We start from the raw sequence: 23907 nt of genomic DNA on the forward strand, positions 1-23907 counted from the left end.
CGCCGCGGCAGCGATCTCGGCGCTGCTCGTCGGCTGCCCGGGCGGTGGCCGACGCGGCGTCAGCGGGGTCGCGCGGCGTCGAGCGCGCGCCGGGCGCCGTCGACCAGCGCCGCGACGTCCGACACGGCGGTGACCATCGCGAACCCCTGCGCCGCCCGCGTCGCCGAGATCGAGGCGTCGGCGTGGATCCCCGGTGCGACGCCGTGGCGCCGTGACGCCTCCAGCACCGACTCGAGGGCGTGCGTGAAGCGCTCGTCGGCCTGCTCGACGCCCGGTCCCAGACCGAGGGTGATGCTCAGATCCGACGGCCCGACGTAGAGGGCGTCGATGCCGGGCACCGCGGCGATCGCCTCGACGTTCGCGACCGCATCGGTGGTCTCGATCATCGCGACGACGATCGTGGAGGCGTCGACGTCGGCGATCTCCGTCGATGCTCCCGTCAGCCGGGATCGGGTGGGTCCGTAGCTGCGCTGGCCGTGCGGGGCGTACCTCGCGGCGCGCACGCAGGATCGGGCGATGTCGGCGTCGTCGACCATCGGGACGATCACCCCCTCGGCGCCGGCGTCCAGGACCCGCCCGACGATGCCGGGCTCGGCGGTGGGGACGCGGACCAGGACCGTGGCGTCGGAGCGCGCCATCGCCCGCATCATCGAGATCGCCCCCGACACCTCGATCAGCCCGTGCTGCAGGTCGATCACGACGTAGTCGACGTCGAGCTCGCACAGCGCCTCGGCCCCCGCCGGGGAATCGGTCGAGAACCACAGCCCGAGCGCCGTGGCGCCGTCGCGCCAGCAGCGGCGCAGCCGCGTCACCTCGGCGGGGTCGGGGCCCGTCACGGCGACGGTGCCGTCCCGGTCTGGCGGTGGAAGGTGAGCGAGTCCCAGCAGTCGAGCCGGCGCGCCACGCGCCCGTCGCGGACGCTGATCCACATCACCCCGGGGATGTCGATGCGCACGCCGTCGACGTCGGCCCCGAAGCGGTAGCGCACGACGACCTCGGATCCGGCCTCCGCCCCGTCGACCGCGCCGGTGTCGCTGCCGGTGTCGCTACCGCGACCGACGTCGGAGGCGGCGCTGCGGCCCGGATCGGGGTCGGGACGGACGAGCGCGCCGATCGCCGCCTCGACGACGTCGTAGCGGCGATCGGCGAAGGTGGCGAAGAAGCCGGGGAGCCGACGGGCGTACTCCTCGCGACCGACGCAGCCCGACCCCAGCTCGGCGTGGTGCTCGTTGCGGAAGTCGTCGCCGACGAGCTCCACCACCGCGGCGGGGTCGTCGCCGCCGAGGGCGGCCACGTAGGCGAGCGCGACCCCCAGGTCGCCCCCGACCTCGCCCGAGGGGTCGGGCGCCGCTGGGTTCAACCCCACCTCTCGCGCACGGTCTCGTACACGCCCTGGTCGTAGGAGAACTCCACGAGGTTGCCGTCGGGGTCCTCGAGCATGCAGATGTAGCCGATCGGGTCCGGCATCGTCGTCGCCGGCATCGCCAGGCACCCGTCGGCCTCGGCGCGCGCCGCGATCGCGTCGACGTCGCCCTTCGTCGGCAGCTCGATCCCCAGGTGGTTGAAGGGCGCCATCTTGGCGAGCGGCGCCGGGGCGAACGGGTCGCGGTCGGGGAAGAACTGGGCGAGGACCAGGATGAACGGGAACTCCTTCTGATCGGCGTGACCGAGCCACGCCCCGTACCCGTCGTCGTCCTCGCGGCGGTCGAGCAGCTCCAGGTCGGTGTAGCTCCGGTAGAAGTCGATGGTCGCGTCGATGTCGGTCACGCGCAGCGCGATGTGGGTCCACCGAGACGACGCCGGGCGCAGCTCGTGCGTCGCGATCTCGTCGCCGGTCTCCTCGATCGTGTCGGTCATGGAGCGAACCGTAGCAAAGGTCTGATGGTCTGACCACCGGGAGGCAACGGGCGCTCGACCCCCTGTCCGGCCGGCCCCGAAGGGGTACAGTCGGTCAGATGGTCAGACCGTCCGCCCCGCCGCCGGCGATCTCCGTCGCGCGCCGATGAGCCGCACGTCGACCACGCCACGCTCCGACGGCGGCGAGACGTTCGCTCCCGTCAACCGTGAGACCCTCAGCGCCCAGATCCGCGATCGGCTGCTCGAGCGCATCTCGTCCGGGGCGCTCGAGCCCGGCGCCCAGGTCCCCTCGGAGCGCTCCCTGTCCGAGCAGTTCGGGGTGGCGCGGACCTCGGTGCGCGAGGCGATGCAGGGGTTGCTGTCGCTCGGGGTGATCGTGCGGCGCGGCAACCGCTCGTACGTGGCCGAGCAGCTCCCCGACGTCACGTTCGACGAGGTGGACGAGCGCAAGCAGTTCGTCCAGCAGCTGTTCGAGACGCGCCGCCTGCTCGAGGTCCCGATGATCGAGCTCGCCGCGCTGCGGGCGACCGACGCCCAGCGCGCGGAGATCTCCGCGCTCGCGGACCGCTTCGCCGCCGACATGGCCCTCCCGGCGTTCCGCGAGCTGGACCGCGAGTTCCACACCGCGCTCGCGGGCGCCTGCGGCAACCCGCTCCTCGTCGAGGTCCACGGCAAGGTCATGGCCCGCCTGTTCCGTTCGGAGGGGTTGCAGTCGCTGCTCGCCGACGAGGCGAACCGCACCGAGGTCGACCGGATCGTCAGCGACGCAGCCGACCAGCACCACCGGCTCGCCGCCGCCGTCGCGGCCGGCGACACCGAGGTCGCGATGTCCGAGGGCATCGCCCACCTGGGAGCGGTCGAGCGGAGCCTGATCGACCGCCTCGTGTGACGTCACCGCGGGTCGGTCCCCCGCCTGCGCCACGCCGATCAGCCGGTCGTCACTCGATCGTCCACCCGTCGGGCAGCTGCCAGTCACCCACGAGCTCGTGGGTCTGCGGGTCCTGCTCGGCGCCCTCCGGGTGGCTCCACAGCATCAGCTGGTTCCCCCACGGATCGAGGAACGACGCGTTCGCTCCGCCGAACTCGGTCCAGAAGTGGTTCGTCCACAGCACCTCCGCGCCGTGCGCCGCGGCGCGCTCGAGGATCCCCTCGAAGGAGTCGTCGTCGCTGACCAGGATCCACGCCCGGGTTCCCCGTCCCGGACCGATCTCGTGGGGCGGCGGCGGAGCGCTGTCGGGGTGGGGGCGCATGTTCGCGGCGTTCGAGATCCCCATGTGCAGGTTGCCGGTCGGCCCCTGCGACCCGTCGTCGAGACGGAAGTTCTGACCGGGGACGATGCGGTGGAACACCCCGGGGATGCGCTCCTCGACCTCCCAGCCGAAGACCTCGGAGTAGAAGGTGTTGGCGGCGTCGACGTCGGTCACGGGGAAGTCGACGAAGACGAGGGCGTTGGGGTAGGTCACGGGGCCTCCGGTGAGCGGGTGTCGGTGAGCGGGTGTCGGTCGAGCACGTCCGGGCGGCGTCGACATCGGTCTGATGGTCAGACCGTAGCATCCGTCACCGCCCCATCGACCTTGCGGTGACCTCGAGGCGCCGCTATGGTCTGACCATCAGACCGATGACGAGCGCGCCGACCGATCCTGCCCCGCTCCGGGGCGTCGACGGCGCCCGTCGACCGCCAGGGGACCATCGATGATCACCGGAATGAACCACGCCGTGCTGTACGTCCGCGACGCACGCCGTCAGCAGGCGTTCTACACCGAGGTGCTCGGCTTCGAGACGATCGTGGCCCACCCCGATGGCGCCTTCGCCTTCCTGCGTGCGCCGGGCTCGCCCAACCACCACGACCTCGCGTGCTTCTCGATCGGCGGGCAGGCCGGCGACAGCACCGCCGGGCGCGACCAGGTCGGGCTCTACCACCTCGCGTGGGAGGTCCCGACGCTCGGCGACCTGCGCGAGCACCAGCGCCGCCTCGCCGCCGCGGGGGCGCTCAAGGGGTCGTCGGACCACGGGGTGAACAAGAGCCTGTACGCCGCGGACCCCGACGGCATCGAGTTCGAGGTGATGTGGTTGACGCCCCCCGAGCTGTGGGGCGACGACGAGCGCGAGGCGATCGTCCGCCCGCTCGACCTCGACGCCGACATCGCGCGGTTCGGAGCCGACACGTCGTCCACCACCCACGTCGAGCCGGCGTGCAGCTCGAACGGTGCCGGCGCGACGGCGGACGGAGCGGTGTCGTGACCGCCGTCGACGCCGGTTCGCTCTCCGACCAGTACTGCCACTTCTTCGACGACGACGCCTTCGAGGAGACGACGCGCCCCGGGTTCCGGCGCCGGGTGATCACCGGAGACGCCCTGCAGCTGTGCTTCTGGCGCATCGACGGCGGCGCATCGGGTTCCTACATGCACCAGCACGAGGAGCACGAGCAGCTCGGCATCGTCGTGCGCGGCGCGCTCGACTTCCGGATCGGCGACGTCGACGACGACGCGCGCACCGTCCTGCGCGCCGGCGAGATCTACCTGGCGCCCCAGCGGGTGTGGCACGGCGACTCCGTCTTCGTCGGTGACGACGAGCTCGACGAGTGCTGGATCCTCGACGTGTTCAGCCCCCCGCGCGACGATCTGCGCAGCGCCACGGCCGAGCCGGAGGTGACCCGGGTGCCGGGCGCGGGCGAAGCGGCGTCGTGAGCTCCCCCGACTGGCGCCTCGCCGTCGACATCGGCGGAACCTTCACCGACGTCGTCCTGCTCGACGCCGACTCGGGCGACGTCGTCGTCGACAAGACGCTCACGACGCCACGCAACCCGCTCGAGGGGGTGCGGACCGGGGTCGGCCGGGTGCTCGAGCGGGCGCAGCTGCGACCGAGCGACGTGACCGCCCCGATCGTGCACGCGACGACGCTGATCACGAACGCCCTGATCGAGGGCAAGACGGGGCGCGCCGGGCTGGTCACCACCGCCGGGTTCGGCGACACGCTGCTGATCCGCGACGAGCACCGCTACGACATGTACGACCTGCAGATCGAGTTCCCCGCGCCGCCGATCCCGCGCGACCGGACCGTCGAGATCGCCGAGCGGACCGCCGCTACGGGCGACGTCGTGCTGGCCCCGGGCGACGAGGCGCTGCGCGCCGTCGTCGACGAGCTGCGCGCGCTGGAGGTCGAGTCGGTCGGCGTCTGCCTCCTCAACTCCTACGTCGACGCCACCAACGAGCGCGCCGTCGCGGCGTTCGTCGAGCGCGAGCTCGGAGTCCCGGTGTGCATCTCCGCCGACGTCTCCCCGCAGATCCGCGAGTACCCGCGGATGGTGACCACGGCGTGCAACGCGGCCACGATGCCGGTCATCGGGCCGTACCTCGACGAGCTGCAGACGTGGCTCGCGGGCGAGGGCTTCGGCGGGTCGGTGCTGATGATGCTGTCGAACGGCGGCGTCGTGTCCGCCGACGACGCGGCGCGCGTCCCGATCCGCCTCGTCGAGAGCGGCCCAGCGGCCGGCGCGCTCGCCGGCACCTGGTTCGCCGAACGCCTGGACGTCGACCGCCTGCTGTGCTTCGACATGGGAGGCACCACGGCCAAGGCGTGCCTGATCGACGGCGGCGAACCCGAGCTGACCAACGTCTTCGAGGTCGCGCGCGCCTACCGCTTCAAGAAGGGGTCCGGGTTCCCGGTGTCGGTCCCGTCGATCGATCTCGTCGAGATCGGCGCGGGTGGCGGCTCGCTGGCGTGGGTCGATCAGTTCGGCCTGCTCAAGGTCGGCCCCGAGTCCGCCGGAGCCGAGCCGGGGCCGGTCTCCTACGGCCGCGGCGGCACCGTCCCGGCGGTCACCGACGCCGACGTCGTGCTCGGCCTGCTCGACCCCGGTGCCTTCCTCGGCGGAGACATGCCCCTCGACGGGGACGCCGCGCACGCCGCGGCCGCGCAGATCGGCGCGGCGCTCGGGCTCGACGCGGTCGGCGTCGCCGCCGGGATCCACGAGATCGTCAACCAGAACATGGCGGCCGCGGCGCGGATGCACGCGGTCGAGCAGGGGGTCGACCTGCGTGGGGTGTCGATGATCGCGTTCGGCGGAGCCGGCCCGGTCCACGCCTGCGGCGTCGCGGAGCTGCTCGAGTCCGACACCGTGGTGTTCCCGGTCAACGCGAGCGTCCTGTCGGCGTTCGGCACGCTGGTGTCGCCGGTGCGGATCGACCTCGCGCGCTCGATGCCCCGGCGCCTCGACGCGATCGACCCCGCCGAGCGCGACGACCTGCTCGACGACCTGCGCGCCGAGGGCCGGCGCGTGCTGGCGGCCGCCGGGTCCTCCGACGACGCGGTCCGGTTCCGCTACGGGGTCGACTGCCGCTACGCCGGCCAGGGCAACGAGGTCACCGTCTGGGTCGGGGAGTCCGAGCCCGGTGACGAATCCGCCTGGCCGGTCGACGACGACGCGGTCCTCGCAGCGTTCGAGGCCGAGTACGAGCGGATCTTCGGCCTCGCCATCCCCGACGTCGGCGTCGAGGTCGTCACCTGGCGACTCTCCGTGTCCGCCGACGCCGAGCACCTCACGCCCGAAGGGGTCGCGGCGGGCGGCGACGCCCGGCCCGTCGCGCACCGCCCGATGGTGTTCGGGCGTGCGATGACGCCCGTCGACGCCCCGGTGTACGAGCGGCACCGGCTGGGCGCGGGCGCGACCTTCTCCGGCCCCTGCGTGGTCGAGGAGCGCGAGACGACCGCCGTCATCCGACCGGGCTGGGACGTCGAGGTCGGAGCCGACGGCAGCCTGATCGCCACCCGGGGGTCGATCCGTGCCTGATCCCACCACCCGCCCGACGCGCCACCGAGGAGGCCGACCATGACCGTCACCGATCGCACCGAGGCGCCGCCGTCGCCGACCGACGGGTTCGACCCGATCGAGCTCGAGATCTGCTGGCAGAGCCTGATCGCCACCGTCAACGAGCAGGCCAAGGCCCTGCAGCGCTCCGCGTTCAGCCCGATCGTGCGCGAGGCCGGCGACCTCGCCAACGCCGTGTTCGACCGACGCGGCCGGATGGTCGCCCAGGCCGTCACCGGGACCCCCGGCCACATCAACAGCCTCGCCGTCGCGGTGCGCAACATCCTCGACGAGCACCCGATCGACTCGATCGAGGAGGGCGACGTCCTCATCACCAACGACCCGTACAAGACGGCGGGCCAGCTGCTCGACGTCACCGTCCTCGTCCCGGTCTGGCGCGGTGGTCGCCTGATCGCGCTGTTCGGCTCCACCATCCACCACACCGACGTCGGCGGCTACGGCATCGGCGCCGGAGGACGGGACGTGTTCGAGGAGGGTCTGTGGATCCCGATCGTCAAGCTGATGGTGGCGGGCGAGCGCAACGAGGACGTGTGGAGGTTCATCCTCTCCAACGTCCGCCAGCCCGACCACATGGCCGGCGACCTGCACGCCCAGATGGCGTCGGGGCAGATCGGCGCCCAGCGCCTGCTCGCGCTGTGCGACCACCACGGCGTCGACGACATCGAGGCCCTCGCCGACGAGATCATCGAGCGCTCCGAGGAGGCCACCCGCGCCGGGATCCGCGAGCTGGAGTCGGGCCGTTACGAGTCGAGCGCGCTGCTCGACCTGGCCGACGGCAGCGAGATCACCATCGCCTGCGCCCTGATCGTCGACGCCGACGCGGGCTCGATCACGGTCGACTACACCGGTTCCTCCGACGCCAGCCGCTGGGGCATCAACGTGGTGCGGAACTACAGCCACGCCTACACGACCTTCGTGGTGCGCTCCGTGCTGAGCCCCGACATCCCGAACAACCACGGCAGCCTCGCCCCGATCGAGATGATCGCTCCCGAGGGGTCGATCCTCAACGCGGTGTCGCCCCAGCCGTGCACCGCGCGACACGTCGTGGGCATGTTCCTGCCCAACGCGCTGCTCAAGGCCCTCGCCCAGGTGCGGCCGGACGCGGCGATGGCCGAGGGCTCCGGTGCGGTCTGGACGATGCAGGTGAGCGGCAACCACGACGACGGCAGCCCGTTCATCACCGCGATGTTCACCTACGCCGGCGGGGTCGGTGGCCGGGCCACGAAGGCCGGGCTCGACGCCTGCTCCTACCCCACCGGGGTCGCGGCGGTCCCGATCGAGGTGGTCGAGGCGTCCGCGCCGATCCGCTTCACGACCAAGGCCCTGCGACCCGGGTCGGGAGGGCGCGGCGCCCAGACCGGCGGCCTCGGGCAGACCATCGAGTTCGAGGTGGACACCACCCGGGAGTGGCAGCTCAACGCCGTGACCAGCCGACTCGCCGAAGCTCCGCAGGGGATCTTCGGCGGCGAGCCCGGCGCCGCGGGTGCGTTCAGCGTCAACGGTGGCAAGATCACCACCCAGGAGCGCATCACCCTGCAGCCCGGTGACCACGTCCGCCTCGACCTGCCCGGCGGCGGCGGCTACGGCACCGCCACCGACTGAGCCGCGTCGCACCGGCACCGCCGCGAACCGTTTCGCCCACCCCCGCCAGGAGCCGACACCGTGACCATCACCGAACCGAACGAGTCCACCTCGACCCGGGGTCTGCGACCCGACCTCCTCGCTGCGCTCGACGACTCGATCGTCGACGTCGCGAGCGCCTCGACGCTCCCCGCGGAGCTGTACACCTCCGCCGACGTCCTCGCCGTCGAGCGCGACGCGATCTACGCCCGCGAGTGGATCTGCGCCGGGCGCGTCGAGCGGATCCCGAACCCCGGCGACTGGTTCACCGTCGACATCTGCGACGAGCCGGTGATCGTGTGCCGCGACAAGCAGGGCGAGCTCCGGGCCGTGTCGGCGGTGTGCCAGCACCGGGCGATGCAGGTCTGCGACGGCAGCGGCAACTCGACCACGTTCAAGTGCCCGTACCACCACTGGACCTACGCGCTCGACGGTCGCCTCCTCGGTGCCCCGGCGATGGAGCGCACCGAGGACTTCGCCAAGGCCGACTTCGGCCTGCCGCGGTTCCGGGTCGAGGAGTGGCAGGGCTTCGTGTTCTTCAACATGGACCCCGACGCCGCCCCCCTCGCACCGACGCTCGGGGACTACGAGCCGTTCATCGAGAACTACGATCTCGCCGACGCCGTCTGCCCCGGCACCTTCACGCTCGAGGACATGCCGTGGAACTGGAAGGTGATGTTCGAGAACTTCAACGACGGCTACCACGCCAACCGCCTGCACCAGTACGTGCAGGACTTCTGCCCGAGCGACATGACCGACTTCCCGACCGGGTGGGACGACGCCTCGAACGTCATCTTCCGCACGGGTGGCTACACGGTGATGGACGGCGGCTTCAACGCCACCCACCAGTCGATCATGCCGGTGTTCCCGAAGCTCACCGAGCAGGAGCGGACCCGCTCGACGTTCGCGCTCGTCCCGCCGACCCTGTGCCTCGGCACGGCGCCGGACCAGGCGTTCTTCTTCCTGGTCCGTCCCAAGAGCGCGAACACGATCGACGTGGAGATCGGCTACATCTTCCACCCCTCGGCGCTCGACGACCCGTTGTTCGAGCACAAGCTGAAGCTCGCCGACGTGGGCGTGCAGGTGTTCGTCGACCAGGACTCCGACGCCACCACCAAGGTGCAGCGCGGCCTGCGCTCGCGCTTCGCACCTCGCGGCCGGTACTCGTGGCAGGAGGAGAGCCACGTCCGGTTCAACCGCTGGCTCGTCCAGCGCTACCGCGCCGCGGCCGACGCCGGGTAGAGCGCACCGCGCCGTCTCGGGCACCATCGCAGACGGTCGGGAGTCGTAACACTCGGGAAACGTCGGTGCGTTACCATCTCGAAATGGTCTGACCATCAGACCGAATCAGGAGGAGGAACCGAGCGATGCTCACCACGAACCACACCGATCCAGGACGACGCCGATCGTTCACCCGACGTTCCGTCGCAGCGCTCACCGCCCTGACGATGGTCACCGCTGCCTGCGGCAGCGACGACGACGCGTCACCCGACGAGACCACCGCTCCCGCCACCGGCGACACGATGTCCGACGACACCGCGTCCGACGGCACGACGGCGGAGGACACGGTGCCCGCCGGCACGACGTCCGACGACACGGTGCCCGCCGGCACGACCGCGGAGGATCCCGTCGACGGCGAGAGCGGCTCCGGTGACGCCCCCGACCTCGACGCCAACGGTGACGGGGAGATCCGCATCGGCATCGCCGCCGCCGGCCCGCGTGACGACGGCGCCTACTACCAGGCCGTCGTCGACGCCGCCGAGGCGTTCTCGGAGGAGAACGGGTTCGGCGACGTCATCGTCGTCGACAACATCCAGGCCGCCGACGCCGCCACCGAGTTGGCGAACCTCGCCCAGCAGCCCGTCGACATCGTCATCGTCGGCGCCAGCGAGATCGCCGAGCCGATGCCCGACCTCGCGGAGGAGTACTCCGACCTCTTCTGGTACTGCAACTGCGGTGCCGGCTTCCCCGAGAGCGAGTTCTACCTGCAGAGCCAGGACAACGGCGCTGGCATCGCGTACACCGCGGGTGTCGCCACCGGGATCCTGCTGCGCGACAGCGGCGGCGACTCGGTGACCTTCATCGGGTGCTGCGACCTCGGCTTCGAGATCCAGCACTACCTCTCCTACCAGCTCGGCCTGGGTTCCGTCGACGAGTCGTTCGAGTTCAACTACGTGCCGGCCGGCGACTTCCCGTTCGACTTCGACAACGTCCAGAACGCGACCGCCGCCTACGAGAACGCCGCGGCCCAGGGCGCCGAGGCGATCTACCCCTACCTCGGCGGCTCCCACGAGCCGGTCGTGCAGCTCGCGAACCAGGGCGGCCAGATCGTTCTGAGCGCCGGTGCGTCCGACGTCTGCACGCGCGAGGGCGATCTCACGTGGGACATCGCCGTGCGCTTCGACGGCGGCGACTACGTGCGGGAGATCTTCCCGCAGATCCTCGACGGCAGCGCGACCGAAGGCGAGATCATCACCTACTCGCCGGGCGAGGAACCCGACGTGGCCGGCGCCGTGATCTGCGACGCGACGCCCGAGCAGCAGGCGGAGATGGACGAGGCGTACGCGACGGTGGCGAGCGGGGAGCTCGACGAGCAGTTCGGCCAGATCGCCGGCGAGGCGTTCGGTGGCGAGTGACGTCCCCACGTCCTCGAAGTCCCCGGCAGCGTCCGGATCGCTCGATCCGGACGCTGCCGGGCTGCGCCTGAACCCCCGGCGCGCCGCGATCCGGCTCGACGGGGTCACCAAGCGGTACGGAGCCGTGACGGCGTGCGACCACGTCGATCTCGAGCTGCGCCCCGGACGCATCCACGGCGTGCTCGGCGAGAACGGGGCCGGCAAGTCCACGCTGATGAAGATCATGATCGGCCTCGTGGTGCCCGACGAGGGCGTCGTCTCGATCGACGGCAGCCGCGTTCGGTTGCGGAGCCCGACGGACGCGGCCGACCACGGGATCGGGATGGTGCACCAGCACTTCAGCCTCGTCGAGCCCCTCCGCGTCTGGGAGAACGTCGCGCTCGGCGAGACCGGCTCCCTTCGACCCGCCGACGTGCGCTCGCGGGTGGGTGAGATCTCCGAGCGCTACGGACTCGACGTCGACCCCGACGCGGTCGTCGGCGACCTCCCCGTCGGCGTTCGCCAGCGCGTCGAGATCATCAAGTGCCTCCGGCGGGACCCGTCGATCCTGATCTTCGACGAACCGACGTCGGTGCTCACCCCGGCGGAGAGCGAGCGCCTGTTCGAGACGCTGCGCCAGGTGGTCGACGACGAAGGTCGCGCCGTGGCGCTCGTGAGCCACAAGCTCGACGAGATCCTGCGCGCGACCGACGAGGTGACGATCATGCGCCGCGGCGCGGTCGTCGACCGCGCGTTGACCTCGGAGGTGACCGCCTCCCAGCTCGCCACGTCGATGGTCGGGCGCAGCGTCTCGTTGCGCTCGGAGCGCGTCGCCCTCGGCGTCGTCGACGCGGCCACCGACGGGACCGACGTCCCCTCCACGGACGTCCACGACGCCCCGGCCGTGCTGGCCCTCGACGGCGTCACCGTCCGCACCCGGGACGGGCGGGCCCTCCTCGACGATCTCGACGTCGTCGTGCGCGCCGGCGAGATCGTCGGCGTCGCCGGGGTGGAGGGCAACGGTCAGCGGCCGCTGGGCGACCTGCTGTCGAGCCTGGTCGAGATCGACTCCGGGGTCGTCCGGGTCGCGGGCGAGGTCGTGCAGACCGGTCGGGCGGGCGCGATGGCCGCCGCCGGCGTCGGGGTGATCCCCGAGGACCGGCACGACTCGGGCGTCGTGCTCGACATGTCGATCGCCGAGAACCTCACCCTGATCGACGCCCCGTCGTTCCGCAGGCGGGGCCTGATGGACCGGTCGGCCATCCGTCGTCGTGCCGAGGAGCTGATCGAGGACTTCGACATCTCCTGCAGCGGGCCCGAGGCTCCGCTGTCGTCGCTGTCCGGCGGCAACCAGCAGCGCGTCGTGCTCGCCCGCGAGCTGTCGGCGTCGCCGGCCGTCCTCGTCGCCGCCCAACCCACCCGCGGCCTCGACGTCGGTGCGATCGAGTACATGACGGATCGGCTGCGGCGGGCGGCGGAGTCCGGGGTCGGCGTGCTGCTGATCTCGAGCGAGCTCCAGGAAATCCTCGACCTCGCCCACCGCATCGTGGTCATCTCCCGGGGACGGATCATCGGCGAGATGGACCGCTCCGAGGCCGACCTCGATCGCATCGGCATGCTGATGGGGGGCCAGGCGGCGTGAGCACCGGATTCGACAAGGCCGACGTCGACGCGATGTCGCTGACGCCCGGCGCGCACGAGCACGAGCACGAGCACGCGCCACCGGACGTCGCGGCACCCGACGCCGACCGCGCCGGCGGCGGCTCCGGCCGCCTCGCGACGATGATCGAGACCGTCGTGCTGTACGTCGCGTGCATCGCCGCCGCGCTCGCCCTGTCCGCCGTGCTCGTGACGGTGACCGACGGCGACGCCGCCGCCGTCTTCGCCGCCCTCCTCGACGGCAGCGTCCGTGGGCCGGGCCGGATCGGGGTGACGATCGGGGTCGCGATCCCCCTCCTGCTCGTGGCGCTCGGGACGATCGTCGCGACGCGCGCCGGTCTGGTCAACATCGGTCAGGAGGGCCAGCTGTTCCTCGGCGCAGCCTTCGCCGCGTACGTCGGCACCGAGCTCGCGGCGCCCGGACCCGTCGTGATCTGCGCCCTGATGGTCGCCGGAGCGGTCGGCGGGGCGCTCTGGGCCGGCATCGCCGGCGTCCTCAAGTACCGCCGCAACGTGCCCGAGGTCCTCACGACCCTGCTGCTCGTCACGGTCGGGACCCAGCTCGTCGGGTACGGCCTGAAGAACGAGTGGCTCCTGCTCAGCCCCGCCGAGGGCCGTGCGAACCGACAGCAGATCAGCGAGCAGCTCGCCCCCGACGACCGCATCCCGCGGATGACCCTGTTCGGGAACGTGTTCCCCACCTCCGCGCTGCTCGCGATCGCCATGATGGTGCTCGTGGGCGTCGTCCTCTCGGCGACCGTCTGGGGCTTCCGCGTGCGGATGCTCGGCCAGAACCCGCGGACCGCGCAGCGCGCCGGGGTCGCCGCCTCCCGCTACGGCGGCGCCGCGATGCTCATCTCGGGCGGCTTCGCCGGCCTCGCCGGCGCCGCGATGCTCGCCGGCGGCGACTTCGGCAACTACACCCTCGTGCCGGGGTTCCCGTCGAACATCGGCTGGACGGGCCTCCTCGTCGCGCTCGTCGCACGCCAGCGCGTCGCGGCGGCGCTGGTGGCGGCGGTCGTCTTCGCCTCGCTGCGCACCGGTTCGGGCTTCCTCGCCGCCACCGGGGTGGAGCGACGGATCACCGACGTCGTCCAGGGCCTGCTCGTGCTCGCGCTGCTGATCCCCCCGGCGCTGCTGTTCCTGCGAGCTCGCCGCCGCGAGATCGCCGCCGCGGGGGACCGGGCGTGATCGCCGACCTGCTGGGCGCCCTCGCCGACGTCGCGACGTCGGAGGCCGCGTACATCAACGCCTTCACCTTCGCCGTGTTCCTGGCGTTCGGCGCGTCGGGGGAGTGGGTGGCGGAGAAGTCGGGCACGTTGAACATCTCCGTGGAGGCGATGTTCCTGGCCGGGGCGTTCGCGGCCGCGGTCGGGCTCGACCGGACGAGCAGCCAGTTCACCGCCCTGCTGATCGCGATCGCCGCGAGCCTCGTCGTGGCCGTCGTCCAGGCGCAGATGAGCCATCGCCTCGCCGCGAACCAGTTCGTGGTCGGGCTGACCCTGAACATCCTCGTGCTCGGCCTGGCCAGCTTCCTCGCCTCCGAGCTCGACTTCTCGACGCGCCAGTCCACGTCGAACACGATCCCGGTCCTGTCCGACATCCCGCTCGTCGGGTCGGCGCTGTTCGACCGGGACTGGCTCTTCTACCTGATCTACCTCGTCGTGCCGGCGTGCTGGTTCCTCGTGTACCGCACCCGCTGGGGGCTGGAGCTGCGTGCCGCCGGGGAGAACCCGCAGTCGGCCGACGTGTCGGGCATCGACGTCAACCGTCGGCGTCGCCAGGGCATCTGCGTGCTGGGGGTGACGGCCGGGATCGGTGGGGCCTACCTGTCGCTCGCGGCGGTCGGCCAGTTCGAGGACTCCATCGTCGGTGGGCGCGGGTTCATCGCCCTCACCGCCGTGATCTTCGGGGGCTGGACCCTGCGCGGCACGATCGCCGGGTGCCTGCTGTTCGGAGTCGTGCTCTCGTTCCGCCTGTCGCTGCCGGGGCTCGGGTACCAGGTGAACGGCGACCTGCTGTCGTCGCTGCCCTTCGTCGTCACGATCCTGGTGATGGCCGTGTTCGCCGCTCGGGTGCGCCCGCCCGACGGGTTGGCCCAGCCGTTCATCCGTGGGCTGAAGTGACTCCCCGCGGCTCAGCCGAGCACCTGGTCGACCGAGAACTCGAGGTTGTTGCCGTCGGGGTCGGTGACGATGCAGATGTAGCCCACGACCTCGTTGCGGTACATCGGACCGAGCAGCAGGCACCCCTCCTCGCGCGCCATCTCGGCGATCGCGTCCACGTCGTCGCGCGACTCGACGGACAGGCCGAGGTGGCTGATCGAGGTGAGGAAACCGTAGGACTCCTCGATGTCCCCCGTGATGGCGGTCGGGAGCTTGCCCTCGATCAGCACGATCACGAAGCGGGCGGCCTCGTCCGTCGTCCGGTCGCGCTCGTTGGCGAGCCACGCCGTGCGCATCCCGGTCTCGTCGTCGAGCCGCTCGTGGATCACCGCGAGCGTCGTGTACCGCGCGTAGAAGGCGAGCGTCGCGGCGAGGTCGCGGACGGGGAGAGCGATGTGGGTGAGCAGGGAGGTCGGGGTCGAGGGGGCCATGCCGCTAATCTAGTTGGATGGTCAGACCATCAGACCACCGCGGTCGTCGCGGGCCGAGCGTCGTGACGTGACCTCCGCTCCCGCGATCGTGGCCGTGGAGCCCATCGGCGTCAGCTTCGGGACCGACCGGGAGCGGATGTCGTTCCTGTTCGTGAAGGTCACGGCCGACGACGGCGCGGTCGGGTGGGGGGAGGCGTGCGACAGCTACGGCTGCTCGTACGCATCGGTCCTCGCCACCGTCGTCGACGACGTGTTCGCCCCGCTCGTGATCGGGCAGCGCCTCGACGCCGTCGACCCGCTCGCCGACCGGATGCGCCTGTTCACGAGGCGGCGCCTCGGGGACGGGTGGGTGGCGGCGCAGGCACGCTCGGCCGTCGAGATCGCGCTGTGGGACCTCGTCGCCCGTCGGGGCGGCCGTTCGATCAGCGCGGCGATCGGTCGAGTCCGCGACGAGATCGAGGTCTACGCCTCGTCCGCGTTCCTGGAGGAGGGCCCGGCCGCCCACCACCTCCGGATCCTGGGCCCGCTCCTCGACCGCGGCATCCGCAAGGTGAAGGTTCGCACCGGTCCCGAGTGGCGTGACGACCTGGACACCCTCGCCGACCTCCGGCGCGAGCTGGGTGACGAGATCGAGCTGATGGTCGACGCCAGCGAGACCTACACCCTCCCGACCGCGCGCCTGCTCGCCGACGCGCTGTCGCGCCTGGACGTCCGCTGGCTCGAGGAGCCGATCCCCCAGGGGGAGCGCGCCGCGATCGAGGCCCTCGTCGCCCGCTCACCCGTGCCGGTCGCGTACGGCGAGCACCTCTTCGGCCTCTCGGACGCGATCGAGGCGATGCGTCGACGACAGCTCGACGTCCTCCAACCCGACGCCTCCACCGCCGGAGGCATCTCCGAGGCACGACGGATGGCCGAGGCGGCGGCGTCCTTCGGCGTCCGCGTGGTCCCCCACGTGTGCGCCGGGCCCGTCTCGCTCGCCGCCAACCTCCACCTCGCCGCCACGGTCCCCGCCATCCGCACGGTGGAGTACCCGCCGACGCTCGTGCCGGTGTGGGACACCTTCGGGACCGGCGCCCCGCTCGGCCTCGACGCGATCACCGACGGGATGCTGCCCGTCCCCGATTCGCCGGGGTCGGGGGTCGGGCTCGACGAGGCCGTCGCCGCCGACTTCCCCTACGAACCGCCCGGGGTGCGCGCCGCCGGCACCACCGGCGGGCTCCCCGACCGCTTCGTCGGCGACCGCTGACGCCGCCACCGCCACCACCGCCACCGCCACCGCCGACCACCACCCGACCCGCACCCCCGACCGCACGAGAGGCGACCGCATGAGCACCACCCACGACATCACCGACCGAAGCGCCGGAGCCCCCGGCTTCGACGGGCCGATCGGCTCGAGCATGGCCGAGTTCTCGACCGACTACATGACCTACGTCGAGGGTCACCTCGACGACGATCTCGCGCGCGTCGGCGAACGGATGATGCGCCTGCTGCGCTCGATGGACGAGCTGCACCAGGGGTTCGCGGTCAGCCAGCTCCAGCACGCGCTGCAGACCGCGACGCGCGCCGAGCGCGACGGCGCCGACGACGACATGATCATCGCCTCGCTGTGCCACGACGTCGGCAAGACGTTCTCGAACATGAACCACCCGGCGATCGCGGCCGAGATGCTGCGGCCGTGGGTCAGCGACGAGGCCTACTGGGTGGTCCGGTACCACCAGGACTTCCAGGGTCGCCACTACTACGAGCGCATCGGGATGGACCCCGAGCTGCGCCGCGCCCACCTCGGGCACGAGCACTACGACACGGCGGAGCGCTTCGCCGACGTGTGGGATCAGACGGCGTTCGACCCCGACTACGACACCTCGCCGCTCGAGCACTTCGAGCCGCTCGTCCGCGAGGTGTTCTCGCGCCGCCCGCGCCGCGGCTGATCGTCGTCGTGGTCCAGATCATCCGCGGCGGCGACGTCGTCACCATGAACCCCGATCGCGAGGTCTGGGTCGGGGGCTCGGTGGCGATCGACGGCGACGTGATCGTGGGGGTCGGTTCGACCTCCGAGCTGACGGAGCTGCACCGCGGCGCGGACGTGATCGACGCCGGCGGCTGCGTGGTGACGCCGGGGATGGTCGATGCCCACCAGCACCTCACCGGCGACCCGTTGATCCGCAGCTGCATCCCGGACCTCCTCGCCCCCGGGGCCTCGATCTTCGAGTGGTCGGTCCCGGTCCACGGCGCCCACACCCACCGCGACGACCACGTGTCGGCCTCGCTGTCCGCCGTCGAGGCGCTCACGAACGGCGTCACGACGACCGTCGAGGCCGGCACGGTCGCGCACGCCGACGCCGTCGCGAGCGCGCTGGGCGAGATCGGTTTGCGCGCCACGATCGGGGTGTGGGGGTGGGACATCGACGAGGGGCCCTTCACGGCCCCCACGGACGAGGTCCTCGACCGCCAGCGATCGGTCGTGGAGTCCTACCCGACCGGCGGTCTCGTCGAGGGGTGGGTGACCCTGGTCGGCCACGACCTGGCGTCCGACGAGCTCCTCGTCGGTGGCGCCGAGCTCGCCCGCGAGCTCTCGACGGGGATGACGATGCACCTGTCGCCCACGTCGTCGGATCCCGAGCGGTACCTCGAGCGGACCGGGCGCCGGCCGGTGGTCCACCTCGCCGACCTCGGGGTGCTCGGCGAGCACCTCCTCATCGCCCACGGCGTCTGGCTCGACGACGACGAGGTCGACCTGCTCCTCGAGACCGACACCGCCCTCGCGTACTGCCCCTGGGCGTACCTGCGACTGGGCCAGGGGGTGTGCGCCCACGGCCGCCACGCGGAGATCGTCGAGCGCGGGGGTCGGGTCGCGCTCGGGTGCGACGCGACCAACGCAGGCGACGTGGTCGACGTCCTGCGCACCGCCGCGCTCGCGGCGGGCCTCGCTCGCGACAGCCGCATCGACCCGACCCGCTTCGGCGCGCACGACGCGTTCGAGCTCGCGACGATCGGCGGCGCCCGTGCGATCGGCCTGGCCGACCGGATCGGCTCGCTCGAGGTCGGCAAGCAGGCCGATGTCGTGATCCACCGCACCGACACCCCCGGCTGGACGCCGCGTGGCGACGTCGGCCTCCAACTCGTCTGGGGGACCGACGGTCGCAGCGTGCGCGACGTGCTCGTCGCCGGCCGCCGCGTCGTCGCCGACGGACGGGTGACCTCGATCGACGTCGACGCGCTGGCGGCCGAGGCGACCTCACGCCAGGCGTCGCTGCTGGAGCGCGCCGGCGTCGAACGGCGCACGTGCTGGCCAGAACGGGACGGGCGATGACCGCGCGCCGCGTGGGAGAGGCGACGTGAGGCACCGACCGCTCGGGCGCACGGGCATCAGCGTCTCCACCTTCGGGCTGGGGACGATGGTGCTCGGAGCGTGGGGCAACCGGGACCACGAGTCGTGCGAGCGGATCATCCGCACCGCCCTCGACGCCGGGATCAACCTCGTCGACACCGCCGACGTCTACGCGCTCGGCGAGAGCGAGGAGATCGTCGGGCGGGCTCTCGCCGGTCGTCGTGACGAGGTCGTCCTCGCCACCAAGTTCCACAACGCGATGGGCGACGACCCGAACATGCGCGGCAACTCGCGCCGGTGGATCAACCGCGCCGTCGACGACAGCCTCCGCCGCCTCCGGACCGACCGGATCGACCTGTACCAGGTGCATCGCCCCGACCCGACGACCGACGTCTCCGAGACGATCGACGCGCTGAGCGACCTCGTGCGCGCCGGCAAGATCCTGGCGTGGGGGACCTCGACGTTCCCCGCCGAGGAGATCGTGGAGACGTGCCGACGAGCCGACGCGAGGGGCGTCGCGACCCCTCACACCGAGCAGCCTCCGTACTCGATCCTGTGCCGCGGGATCGAGCGTGACGTGCTTCCGGTCTGCGAGCGCGAGGGGATGGGCGTGATCGTGTGGAGCCCCCTGTCGGGGGGGTGGCTCACCGGCAAGTACCGGCGCGACCTCGACGCCCCGGACGGGTCGCGGGCGCAGACCAACCCCGATCACTTCGACGCCGACGACGACGCGAAGCACGACGCCGTCGAGGCGCTCGCGCCGATCGCCGCCGACGCCGGCCTCCGCCTCACCGAGATGGCCCTCGCCTGGGTCGTCGAGCACCCGGCGGTGACGAGCGCGCTCATCGGGCCACGCACGCCGGAGCAGCTCGACGAGCTGCTCCGTGCCGCCGACGTCACCCTGGACCACGACGTCCTCGACGCGATCGACCGCGTCGTCGCCCCCGGGACCGACCTCGACCCCGCGGACCGGGGCTGGGATCCACCCGGGCTCGCGATCGGGCGACGACGCCGGGCGCGCGGAGCCGACCCGTCGTGATCCGCACGCCGAACGACCGGAGAGGAGCCCTCCCGTGAAGGCCGCCCGATACGAACGCACCGGTGGACCCGAGGTCGTCGAGATCGTCGACGTCCCCGACCCCGACCCGGGCACCGTCGACGTCGTCGTGCGCGTGGACGCCTGCTCCCTGAACCGCCTCGACGTGGTCCAGCGCAACGGTTGGTTCGCGCTCGACGGCTTCGCGCTCCCCCACATCGCCGGCATGGACATCGCCGGGAGCGTGCTCGCGGTCGGCACCGACGTCACCGACGTCGCGGTCGGTGATCGGGTGGTGGTGAACCCGTCGATGATCGGTGTCGACCACCGCTCCGCGCTCGGCGGCCGCAGGGACGTGCACGGCGACCTCGGGGTGCTCGGCGCGACCCTCGACGGCGGCTACGCCGAGCGGTGCCTCGTGCCGGCGAGCCACGTCTTCCACGTCCCGGACCACGTGCCGATCGAGCACGCGGCCACGTTCCCGACGGCGTACCTCACCGCGTCGCACGCGCTGTTCGACGTCGGCGGGCTCACCGAGGGCGAGACGCTGATCGTCCACGCCGCGGGCAGCGGGGTGTCCGTCGCGGCGATCCAGCTCGCCGCGCGCGCCGGCGCCACCGTCCTCGCGACCGCGGGGTCCGCGGCCAAGCTCGACCGGGCGCTCGAGCTGGGGGCGGACCACGTGCTGAACAACCGCGAAGGCGACGTGACCCGGTGGGCGCGCGAGATCACGGACGGCGCGGGCGTCGACATGGTGCTCGACCACGTCGGTGCCGCGCTGTTCGCCCCCTCGATCTCCGCGCTCGCCCGCGGGGGGCGCCTCGTCTCCTGCGGCAACACGAGCGGTGACGAGGCGGTGATCCCCAGCCTCGGGTTCCTGTTCCACAACCGGATCGCGATCCTGGGCTCCGACGACTACCGACCGGAGGAGTTCGCCCCGGCGTGGCAGGCGTTCTGCGACGGCGCCTTCCACGTGGCCATCGAGCGGGAGTACCCGCTGGAAGAAGCCGCGACGGCCCAGGAGCAGATGCTGTCGAGCGACTTCTTCGGCAAGATCCTCCTCCGTCCGAACGGCTGAGCGGACGATGGCCGACTCGCCGTACCCCGAGCTCAAGAAGAGCCACACGATGGCCCGCACCGGTCGCCCCTTCACGGACCGCACGCCGCCGGCGGCGGCGCCGGTGTGGGACGTCATCGAGGGCTTCGGGCGCTTCCACGTGCTGTGCTCGGCGATCGAGCTCGACGTGTTCGACCTCCTCGCCGAGATCGGTCCGACCACCGCCGAGACCCTGGCCGAGCGGATCGGAGCGTCGTCGACGCACCTCGAGATCCTGCTGGAGGGGGTCGTGGCGATCGGGCTGCTCGACCGCCACGACGGGGTGTTCGAGCTCAACGACACCGCGCGGCGCTACCTCGTCAGCGACTCGTCGGCGTCGATGGCGGCGCTCGTCGCCGTCGCTCCGGGTCCGCTCGCCAACTGGTCCGGGCTCACCGAGACCGTGCGCCGCGGTGCCCCCGCCGACCCGATCGACGACGAACCGGCGCGGTTCTACGTCCCGCTGGTCGAGGCGACGTTCACGACGATCCACCGGTGCGCGGTGCGTGCGGACCTCCAGCTGCGCTACAGCGCCCTCGAGGCACCCCGCGTGCTGGATCTCGGTGCGGGCGGGGCGCCGTGGACGGCGGCGATCCTCGAGGCCAACCCCGGCGCGACCGCGGTGGTCAACGACCTCGACGGCGTGATCGACGTGGCACGACGCACGGTGGCCGAGCGCGGGCTCGACGATCGCGTCGAGCTCCGACCGGGCGACTTCCACGAGGTCGAGCTCGAGCCGGGCGCCTTCGACCTGGTCGTGCTCGGCCACGTGTGCCGGACCGAGGGCGCCGACGGGACCCGTCACCTCGTGCAGCGCGCCCACGACGCGCTCGTTCCCGGCGGCAGGGTCCTCCTCGGCGACTACTTCGTGGACGAGCAGCGCTCCCGGGCCGCCCACGCTCTGATGATGGGGGTCACGATGATGGCGAGCACGCGACGTGGCTCGACGCGCACCTACGACGAGATCGGGCGATGGCTCGCCGACGCCGGCTTCGACGCCGTGCGGGTCATCGAACCGATCGGTTTCCAGCAGGTCTTCGTCGCGTCCCGGCGCGACACCCGACTCGACGAACGAGGATCCACGCGATGAACGAACCGACCCGCCCGCGGCAGCCGATCGAGATCGACGTCCTGGTCGACGCCTGGTACGTCGTGACGATGAACGAGACCCGCGACATCATCCGGAACGGTTCGGTGGCCGTGGACGACGGACGCATCGTCGACGTCGGCACGACCGCCGACCTCGGCGCGCGGTACGCGCCACGCCGCCGACTCGGGGGCGAGCGCTTCGTCCTCACCCCGGGCATGGTGAACACCCACATCCACATCACCGGCGAACCGCTGACACGGGGGTACGTCCCCGACGACACCCCGTTCGAGGAGAACGTCTTCGTCTGGTTGACCGGCCTGTACGCGGCGCACGACGCCGCCGACGAGCGCTGCTCCGCGGTGCTCGCCGCGACCGAGATGCTGCGCACCGGCACGACCAGCTTCCTCGAGGCCGGCACGATCCGGTTCCTCGACGAGGTGATCGACGGCCTCGCCGAGACCGGGATCCGCGGGCGGGTCGGCGCGTGGGTGTGGGACCTCCCCCCGCAGCCCGACGCGTACCGCTCCACCACCGATCAGGCGATCGAGCGGCTGCGGTCCCAGCTCGACACCCACCGGTCGGTCGCCGACGGTCGGCTCGGGGCGTGGGCCACCGTCGTCGGGCACACGACCTGCTCGGATCCGCTGTGGACCGCGGCGCGCGAGCTCGCCGACGAGTTCGACGTCGGGATGAGCTTCCACATGTCGCCCGCGAGGGTCGACCCCGACGGCTTCCTCGCCGAGTTCGGCCAGCGGCCGATGGTGCACCTCGAGGAGCTCGGGGTGCTGCGCCAGGACTGCGCGATCACCCACTGCGTCCACGTCGACGACACCGAGATCGACATCATGGGGGCGCACGGCCTGACGGTCGCCCACTGCCCGACGACCGCGCTGAAGGTCAGCTACGGGGTGACCCGGACCGGCAAGATGCCCGAGATGGTCCAGCGTGGCGTGAACCTGACGATCGGCACCGACGGCAACAACGCGTCGAACTACTCCGACATGATGCGCGCCACGTACCTGGTGGCCGGGCTGTTCAAGGACGGCCGGGCCGATCCGCACATGTTCCCGGCGGAGACGGCGTTCGAGATGGCGACCATCGGCGGGGCGAAGGCGATCGGTCTCGCCGACGAGATCGGCTCGATCGAGGTCGCCAAGCGCGCCGACCTGGTGCTGCACGACACCGATCGCCCCGAGTGGCGCCCGTTGCTGAACGTGATGAACCAGCTCGTGTGGTCCGCCGACGGCCGTGGCGTGCACACGGTGCTCGTCGACGGGCGCGTGGTGGTCGAGGACGGGCGCGTGACCACGATCGACGAGGACGCGCTGTGGGCGGAGGCGCAACGTCGCGGCGAGCGGATCGTCGTCCGTTCGGGGCTGCCCGACCGGGCGAAGTACCCGATCCTGTGAGGCACCACGAGCGCACGGGACGACGGCGATGACGCTCGGCGAGGCGATCCTCCTGCTGGCGGGAGGGGTGGTGGCCGGCGTGATCAACACGATGGCCGGGGGCGGCTCGGCGCTGACGGTCCCGCTGCTGGTGCTCGCCGGCGTGCCCGGGAACCAGGCCAACGGGTCGAACCGGGTGGGGGTCCTCACCGCGAGCGGCGCGGCGGTGGTGTCGTTCCGCCGCGCCGGCGTCGACGGGTTCCGCGGCGCCGCCCCGGTCGTGGCTCCGACGGTGGTCGGCTCGCTGGTCGGTTCGGTCGCGATCAGCCAGGTCGCCGACGAGACCTTCGAGACGATCTTCGGGTTCCTGCTGATCCCGATCATCCTGCTCACGATCTTCAAGCCGAAGCCGGCGGCGGGGTCCGAGCCGTGGCCGGTCGGGGTCACCGTGGCGGTGTTCTTCGCGATCGGCGTCTACGGCGGAGCGTTCCAGGCCGGGCTCGGCCTCGTGATGCTCGCCGCGCTCACGCGGGCCGGGTTCGACCTCGTCACCGCGAACAGCGTCAAGGTGCTGGTGAACCTCGTCGTCGTCTCGATCGCCCTGCCGGTGTTCGTCGTGCAGGGCGACGTGGTCTGGGCGCCGGCCCTGGTGCTCGCCGTCGGGTTCACCGCCGGCGGCTGGTCCGGTGCGAAGATCGCGGTGAGAGGCGGCGAGAGGTCGGTGCGGGTCGTGATGATCGGTGCCGCGCTCTACCTCGCCGGGCGCCTCGTCGGCATCTGGTGACACGACGCCG

General features: G+C 72.0%; 23 protein-coding genes. 18 read left to right on the forward strand and 5 right to left on the reverse strand.

The features are described from left to right. Nucleotides 1–59 precede the first annotated feature (59 nt). The 3 genes from ACOOHC_RS15835 to ACOOHC_RS15845 are packed head-to-tail and all read right to left on the reverse strand — an operon-like array spanning nucleotide 60 to nucleotide 1857. Nucleotides 60–836, reverse strand: coding sequence for an HpcH/HpaI aldolase family protein (locus tag ACOOHC_RS15835; RefSeq protein ID WP_420451363.1), 777 nt, complete (start codon nucleotides 834–836; stop codon nucleotides 60–62). Continuing rightward, nucleotides 833–1366, reverse strand: a complete 534-nt coding sequence (locus ACOOHC_RS15840; RefSeq protein ID WP_420451364.1) for a nuclear transport factor 2 family protein — start codon at nucleotides 1364–1366, stop codon at nucleotides 833–835. The genes ACOOHC_RS15835 and ACOOHC_RS15840 overlap by 4 nt, the downstream gene beginning before the upstream one ends. Continuing rightward, nucleotides 1357–1857 (reverse strand): VOC family protein, encoded by a 501-nt coding sequence (locus tag ACOOHC_RS15845; RefSeq protein WP_420451365.1) that lies wholly within the window; start codon nucleotides 1855–1857, stop codon nucleotides 1357–1359. Before ACOOHC_RS15845 ends, ACOOHC_RS15840 begins: the two co-directional genes overlap by 10 nt. A 145-nt stretch (nucleotides 1858–2002) precedes the next feature. On the opposite strand from ACOOHC_RS15845, the gene ACOOHC_RS15850 reads away from it, so the two are divergent. After that, nucleotides 2003–2746 carry a FadR/GntR family transcriptional regulator gene (locus ACOOHC_RS15850; RefSeq protein WP_420451366.1) on the forward strand — a complete coding sequence of 248 codons (744 nt, stop codon included), beginning with the start codon at nucleotides 2003–2005 and terminating at the stop codon, nucleotides 2744–2746. A 49-nt stretch (nucleotides 2747–2795) separates the two neighbouring features. On the opposite strand, the gene ACOOHC_RS15855 is transcribed toward ACOOHC_RS15850, so the two are convergent. Beyond that, nucleotides 2796–3320, reverse strand: a complete 525-nt coding sequence (locus ACOOHC_RS15855; protein WP_420451367.1) for a VOC family protein — start codon at nucleotides 3318–3320, stop codon at nucleotides 2796–2798. Between the two features lie 229 nt (nucleotides 3321–3549). Between ACOOHC_RS15855 and ACOOHC_RS15860 the strand changes: the two genes are divergently transcribed. The 9 genes from ACOOHC_RS15860 (at nucleotide 3550) to ACOOHC_RS15900 (ending at nucleotide 14705) form a co-directional block, all read left to right on the forward strand. After that, nucleotides 3550–4098, forward strand: a complete 549-nt coding sequence (locus ACOOHC_RS15860) for a VOC family protein (RefSeq protein ID WP_420451368.1) — start codon at nucleotides 3550–3552, stop codon at nucleotides 4096–4098. Then, nucleotides 4095–4544 carry a cupin domain-containing protein gene (locus ACOOHC_RS15865; RefSeq protein WP_420451369.1) on the forward strand — a complete coding sequence of 150 codons (450 nt, stop codon included), beginning with the start codon at nucleotides 4095–4097 and terminating at the stop codon, nucleotides 4542–4544. Before ACOOHC_RS15860 ends, ACOOHC_RS15865 begins: the two co-directional genes overlap by 4 nt. Further along, nucleotides 4541–6646, forward strand: coding sequence for a hydantoinase/oxoprolinase family protein (locus ACOOHC_RS15870; protein WP_420451370.1), 2106 nt, complete (start codon nucleotides 4541–4543; stop codon nucleotides 6644–6646). The genes ACOOHC_RS15865 and ACOOHC_RS15870 overlap by 4 nt, the downstream gene beginning before the upstream one ends. Nucleotides 6647–6685: 39 nt before the next feature. Continuing rightward, the gene (locus ACOOHC_RS15875; RefSeq protein ID WP_420451371.1) at nucleotides 6686–8287 is read left to right on the forward strand and encodes a hydantoinase B/oxoprolinase family protein; all 1602 of its coding nucleotides are present in this window, start codon (nucleotides 6686–6688) and stop codon (nucleotides 8285–8287) included. A gap of 60 nt (nucleotides 8288–8347) precedes the next feature. Then, nucleotides 8348–9547 (forward strand): aromatic ring-hydroxylating oxygenase subunit alpha, encoded by a 1200-nt coding sequence (locus ACOOHC_RS15880; RefSeq protein ID WP_420451372.1) that lies wholly within the window; start codon nucleotides 8348–8350, stop codon nucleotides 9545–9547. A 125-nt stretch (nucleotides 9548–9672) separates the two neighbouring features. Then, nucleotides 9673–10941: a BMP family lipoprotein gene (locus tag ACOOHC_RS15885; RefSeq protein WP_420451373.1), complete on the forward strand. Its 1269-nt coding sequence runs from the start codon at nucleotides 9673–9675 to the stop codon at nucleotides 10939–10941. Next, the gene (locus tag ACOOHC_RS15890; protein WP_420451374.1) at nucleotides 10931–12562 is read left to right on the forward strand and encodes an ABC transporter ATP-binding protein; all 1632 of its coding nucleotides are present in this window, start codon (nucleotides 10931–10933) and stop codon (nucleotides 12560–12562) included. The genes ACOOHC_RS15885 and ACOOHC_RS15890 overlap by 11 nt, the downstream gene beginning before the upstream one ends. Then, a complete protein-coding gene (locus tag ACOOHC_RS15895) occupies nucleotides 12559–13770 on the forward strand; it encodes an ABC transporter permease (RefSeq protein WP_420451375.1) in 1212 nt (403 codons plus the stop codon). The genes ACOOHC_RS15890 and ACOOHC_RS15895 overlap by 4 nt, the downstream gene beginning before the upstream one ends. After that, entirely contained in the window at nucleotides 13767–14705 is a 939-nt protein-coding gene (locus tag ACOOHC_RS15900; protein ID WP_420451376.1) for an ABC transporter permease, read from the forward strand. The genes ACOOHC_RS15895 and ACOOHC_RS15900 overlap by 4 nt, the downstream gene beginning before the upstream one ends. An 11-nt stretch (nucleotides 14706–14716) precedes the next feature. Here ACOOHC_RS15900 and ACOOHC_RS15905 read toward each other — a convergent pair whose 3' ends face one another. Beyond that, complete coding sequence (locus tag ACOOHC_RS15905; RefSeq protein WP_420451377.1) at nucleotides 14717–15175, reverse strand: VOC family protein; 459 nt, start codon at nucleotides 15173–15175, stop codon at nucleotides 14717–14719. A 67-nt stretch (nucleotides 15176–15242) separates the two neighbouring features. Between ACOOHC_RS15905 and ACOOHC_RS15910 the strand changes: the two genes are divergently transcribed. The 8 genes from ACOOHC_RS15910 (at nucleotide 15243) to ACOOHC_RS15945 (ending at nucleotide 23897) form a co-directional block, all read left to right on the forward strand. Next, complete coding sequence (locus ACOOHC_RS15910; protein WP_420451378.1) at nucleotides 15243–16421, forward strand: mandelate racemase/muconate lactonizing enzyme family protein; 1179 nt, start codon at nucleotides 15243–15245, stop codon at nucleotides 16419–16421. Between the two features lie 79 nt (nucleotides 16422–16500). Continuing rightward, a complete protein-coding gene (locus ACOOHC_RS15915) occupies nucleotides 16501–17103 on the forward strand; it encodes an HD domain-containing protein (protein WP_420451379.1) in 603 nt (200 codons plus the stop codon). 8 nt (nucleotides 17104–17111) lie between these two features. Further along, nucleotides 17112–18485: an amidohydrolase family protein gene (locus ACOOHC_RS15920; protein ID WP_420451380.1), complete on the forward strand. Its 1374-nt coding sequence runs from the start codon at nucleotides 17112–17114 to the stop codon at nucleotides 18483–18485. Between the two features lie 25 nt (nucleotides 18486–18510). Next, nucleotides 18511–19542, forward strand: coding sequence for an aldo/keto reductase (locus ACOOHC_RS15925; RefSeq protein ID WP_420451381.1), 1032 nt, complete (start codon nucleotides 18511–18513; stop codon nucleotides 19540–19542). Between the two features lie 34 nt (nucleotides 19543–19576). Continuing rightward, nucleotides 19577–20617, forward strand: coding sequence for a zinc-binding dehydrogenase (locus tag ACOOHC_RS15930; protein WP_420451382.1), 1041 nt, complete (start codon nucleotides 19577–19579; stop codon nucleotides 20615–20617). A 7-nt stretch (nucleotides 20618–20624) separates the two neighbouring features. Beyond that, nucleotides 20625–21725, forward strand: coding sequence for a methyltransferase (locus ACOOHC_RS15935; protein WP_420451383.1), 1101 nt, complete (start codon nucleotides 20625–20627; stop codon nucleotides 21723–21725). Then, nucleotides 21722–23134, forward strand: a complete 1413-nt coding sequence (locus ACOOHC_RS15940; RefSeq protein WP_420451384.1) for an amidohydrolase family protein — start codon at nucleotides 21722–21724, stop codon at nucleotides 23132–23134. The genes ACOOHC_RS15935 and ACOOHC_RS15940 overlap by 4 nt, the downstream gene beginning before the upstream one ends. A 28-nt stretch (nucleotides 23135–23162) precedes the next feature. Further along, nucleotides 23163–23897, forward strand: a complete 735-nt coding sequence (locus tag ACOOHC_RS15945; RefSeq protein ID WP_420451385.1) for a sulfite exporter TauE/SafE family protein — start codon at nucleotides 23163–23165, stop codon at nucleotides 23895–23897. Nucleotides 23898–23907: the final 10 nt, after the last annotated feature.

The organism is Ilumatobacter sp. (assembly GCF_965215205.1).
GTDB lineage: Bacteria > Actinomycetota > Acidimicrobiia > Acidimicrobiales > Ilumatobacteraceae > Ilumatobacter_A.

Excerpts from the sequence above, each read along its gene's own strand:
- ACOOHC_RS15860 (WP_420451368.1), top strand. The coding sequence starts at position 3,550 with ATGATCACCGGAATGAACCACGCCGTGCTGTACGTCCGCGACGCACGC.
- ACOOHC_RS15850 (WP_420451366.1), top strand. The coding sequence starts at position 2,003 with ATGAGCCGCACGTCGACCACGCCACGCTCCGACGGCGGCGAGACGTTC.
- ACOOHC_RS15940 (WP_420451384.1), top strand. The coding sequence starts at position 21,722 with ATGAACGAACCGACCCGCCCGCGGCAGCCGATCGAGATCGACGTCCTG.
- ACOOHC_RS15905 (WP_420451377.1), bottom strand. The coding sequence starts at position 15,175 with ATGGCCCCCTCGACCCCGACCTCCCTGCTCACCCACATCGCTCTCCCC.
- ACOOHC_RS15915 (WP_420451379.1), top strand. The coding sequence starts at position 16,501 with ATGAGCACCACCCACGACATCACCGACCGAAGCGCCGGAGCCCCCGGC.
- ACOOHC_RS15945 (WP_420451385.1), top strand. The coding sequence starts at position 23,163 with ATGACGCTCGGCGAGGCGATCCTCCTGCTGGCGGGAGGGGTGGTGGCC.
- ACOOHC_RS15875 (WP_420451371.1), top strand. The coding sequence starts at position 6,686 with ATGACCGTCACCGATCGCACCGAGGCGCCGCCGTCGCCGACCGACGGG.
- ACOOHC_RS15885 (WP_420451373.1), top strand. The coding sequence starts at position 9,673 with ATGCTCACCACGAACCACACCGATCCAGGACGACGCCGATCGTTCACC.
- ACOOHC_RS15845 (WP_420451365.1), bottom strand. The coding sequence starts at position 1,857 with ATGACCGACACGATCGAGGAGACCGGCGACGAGATCGCGACGCACGAG.
- ACOOHC_RS15935 (WP_420451383.1), top strand. The coding sequence starts at position 20,625 with ATGGCCGACTCGCCGTACCCCGAGCTCAAGAAGAGCCACACGATGGCC.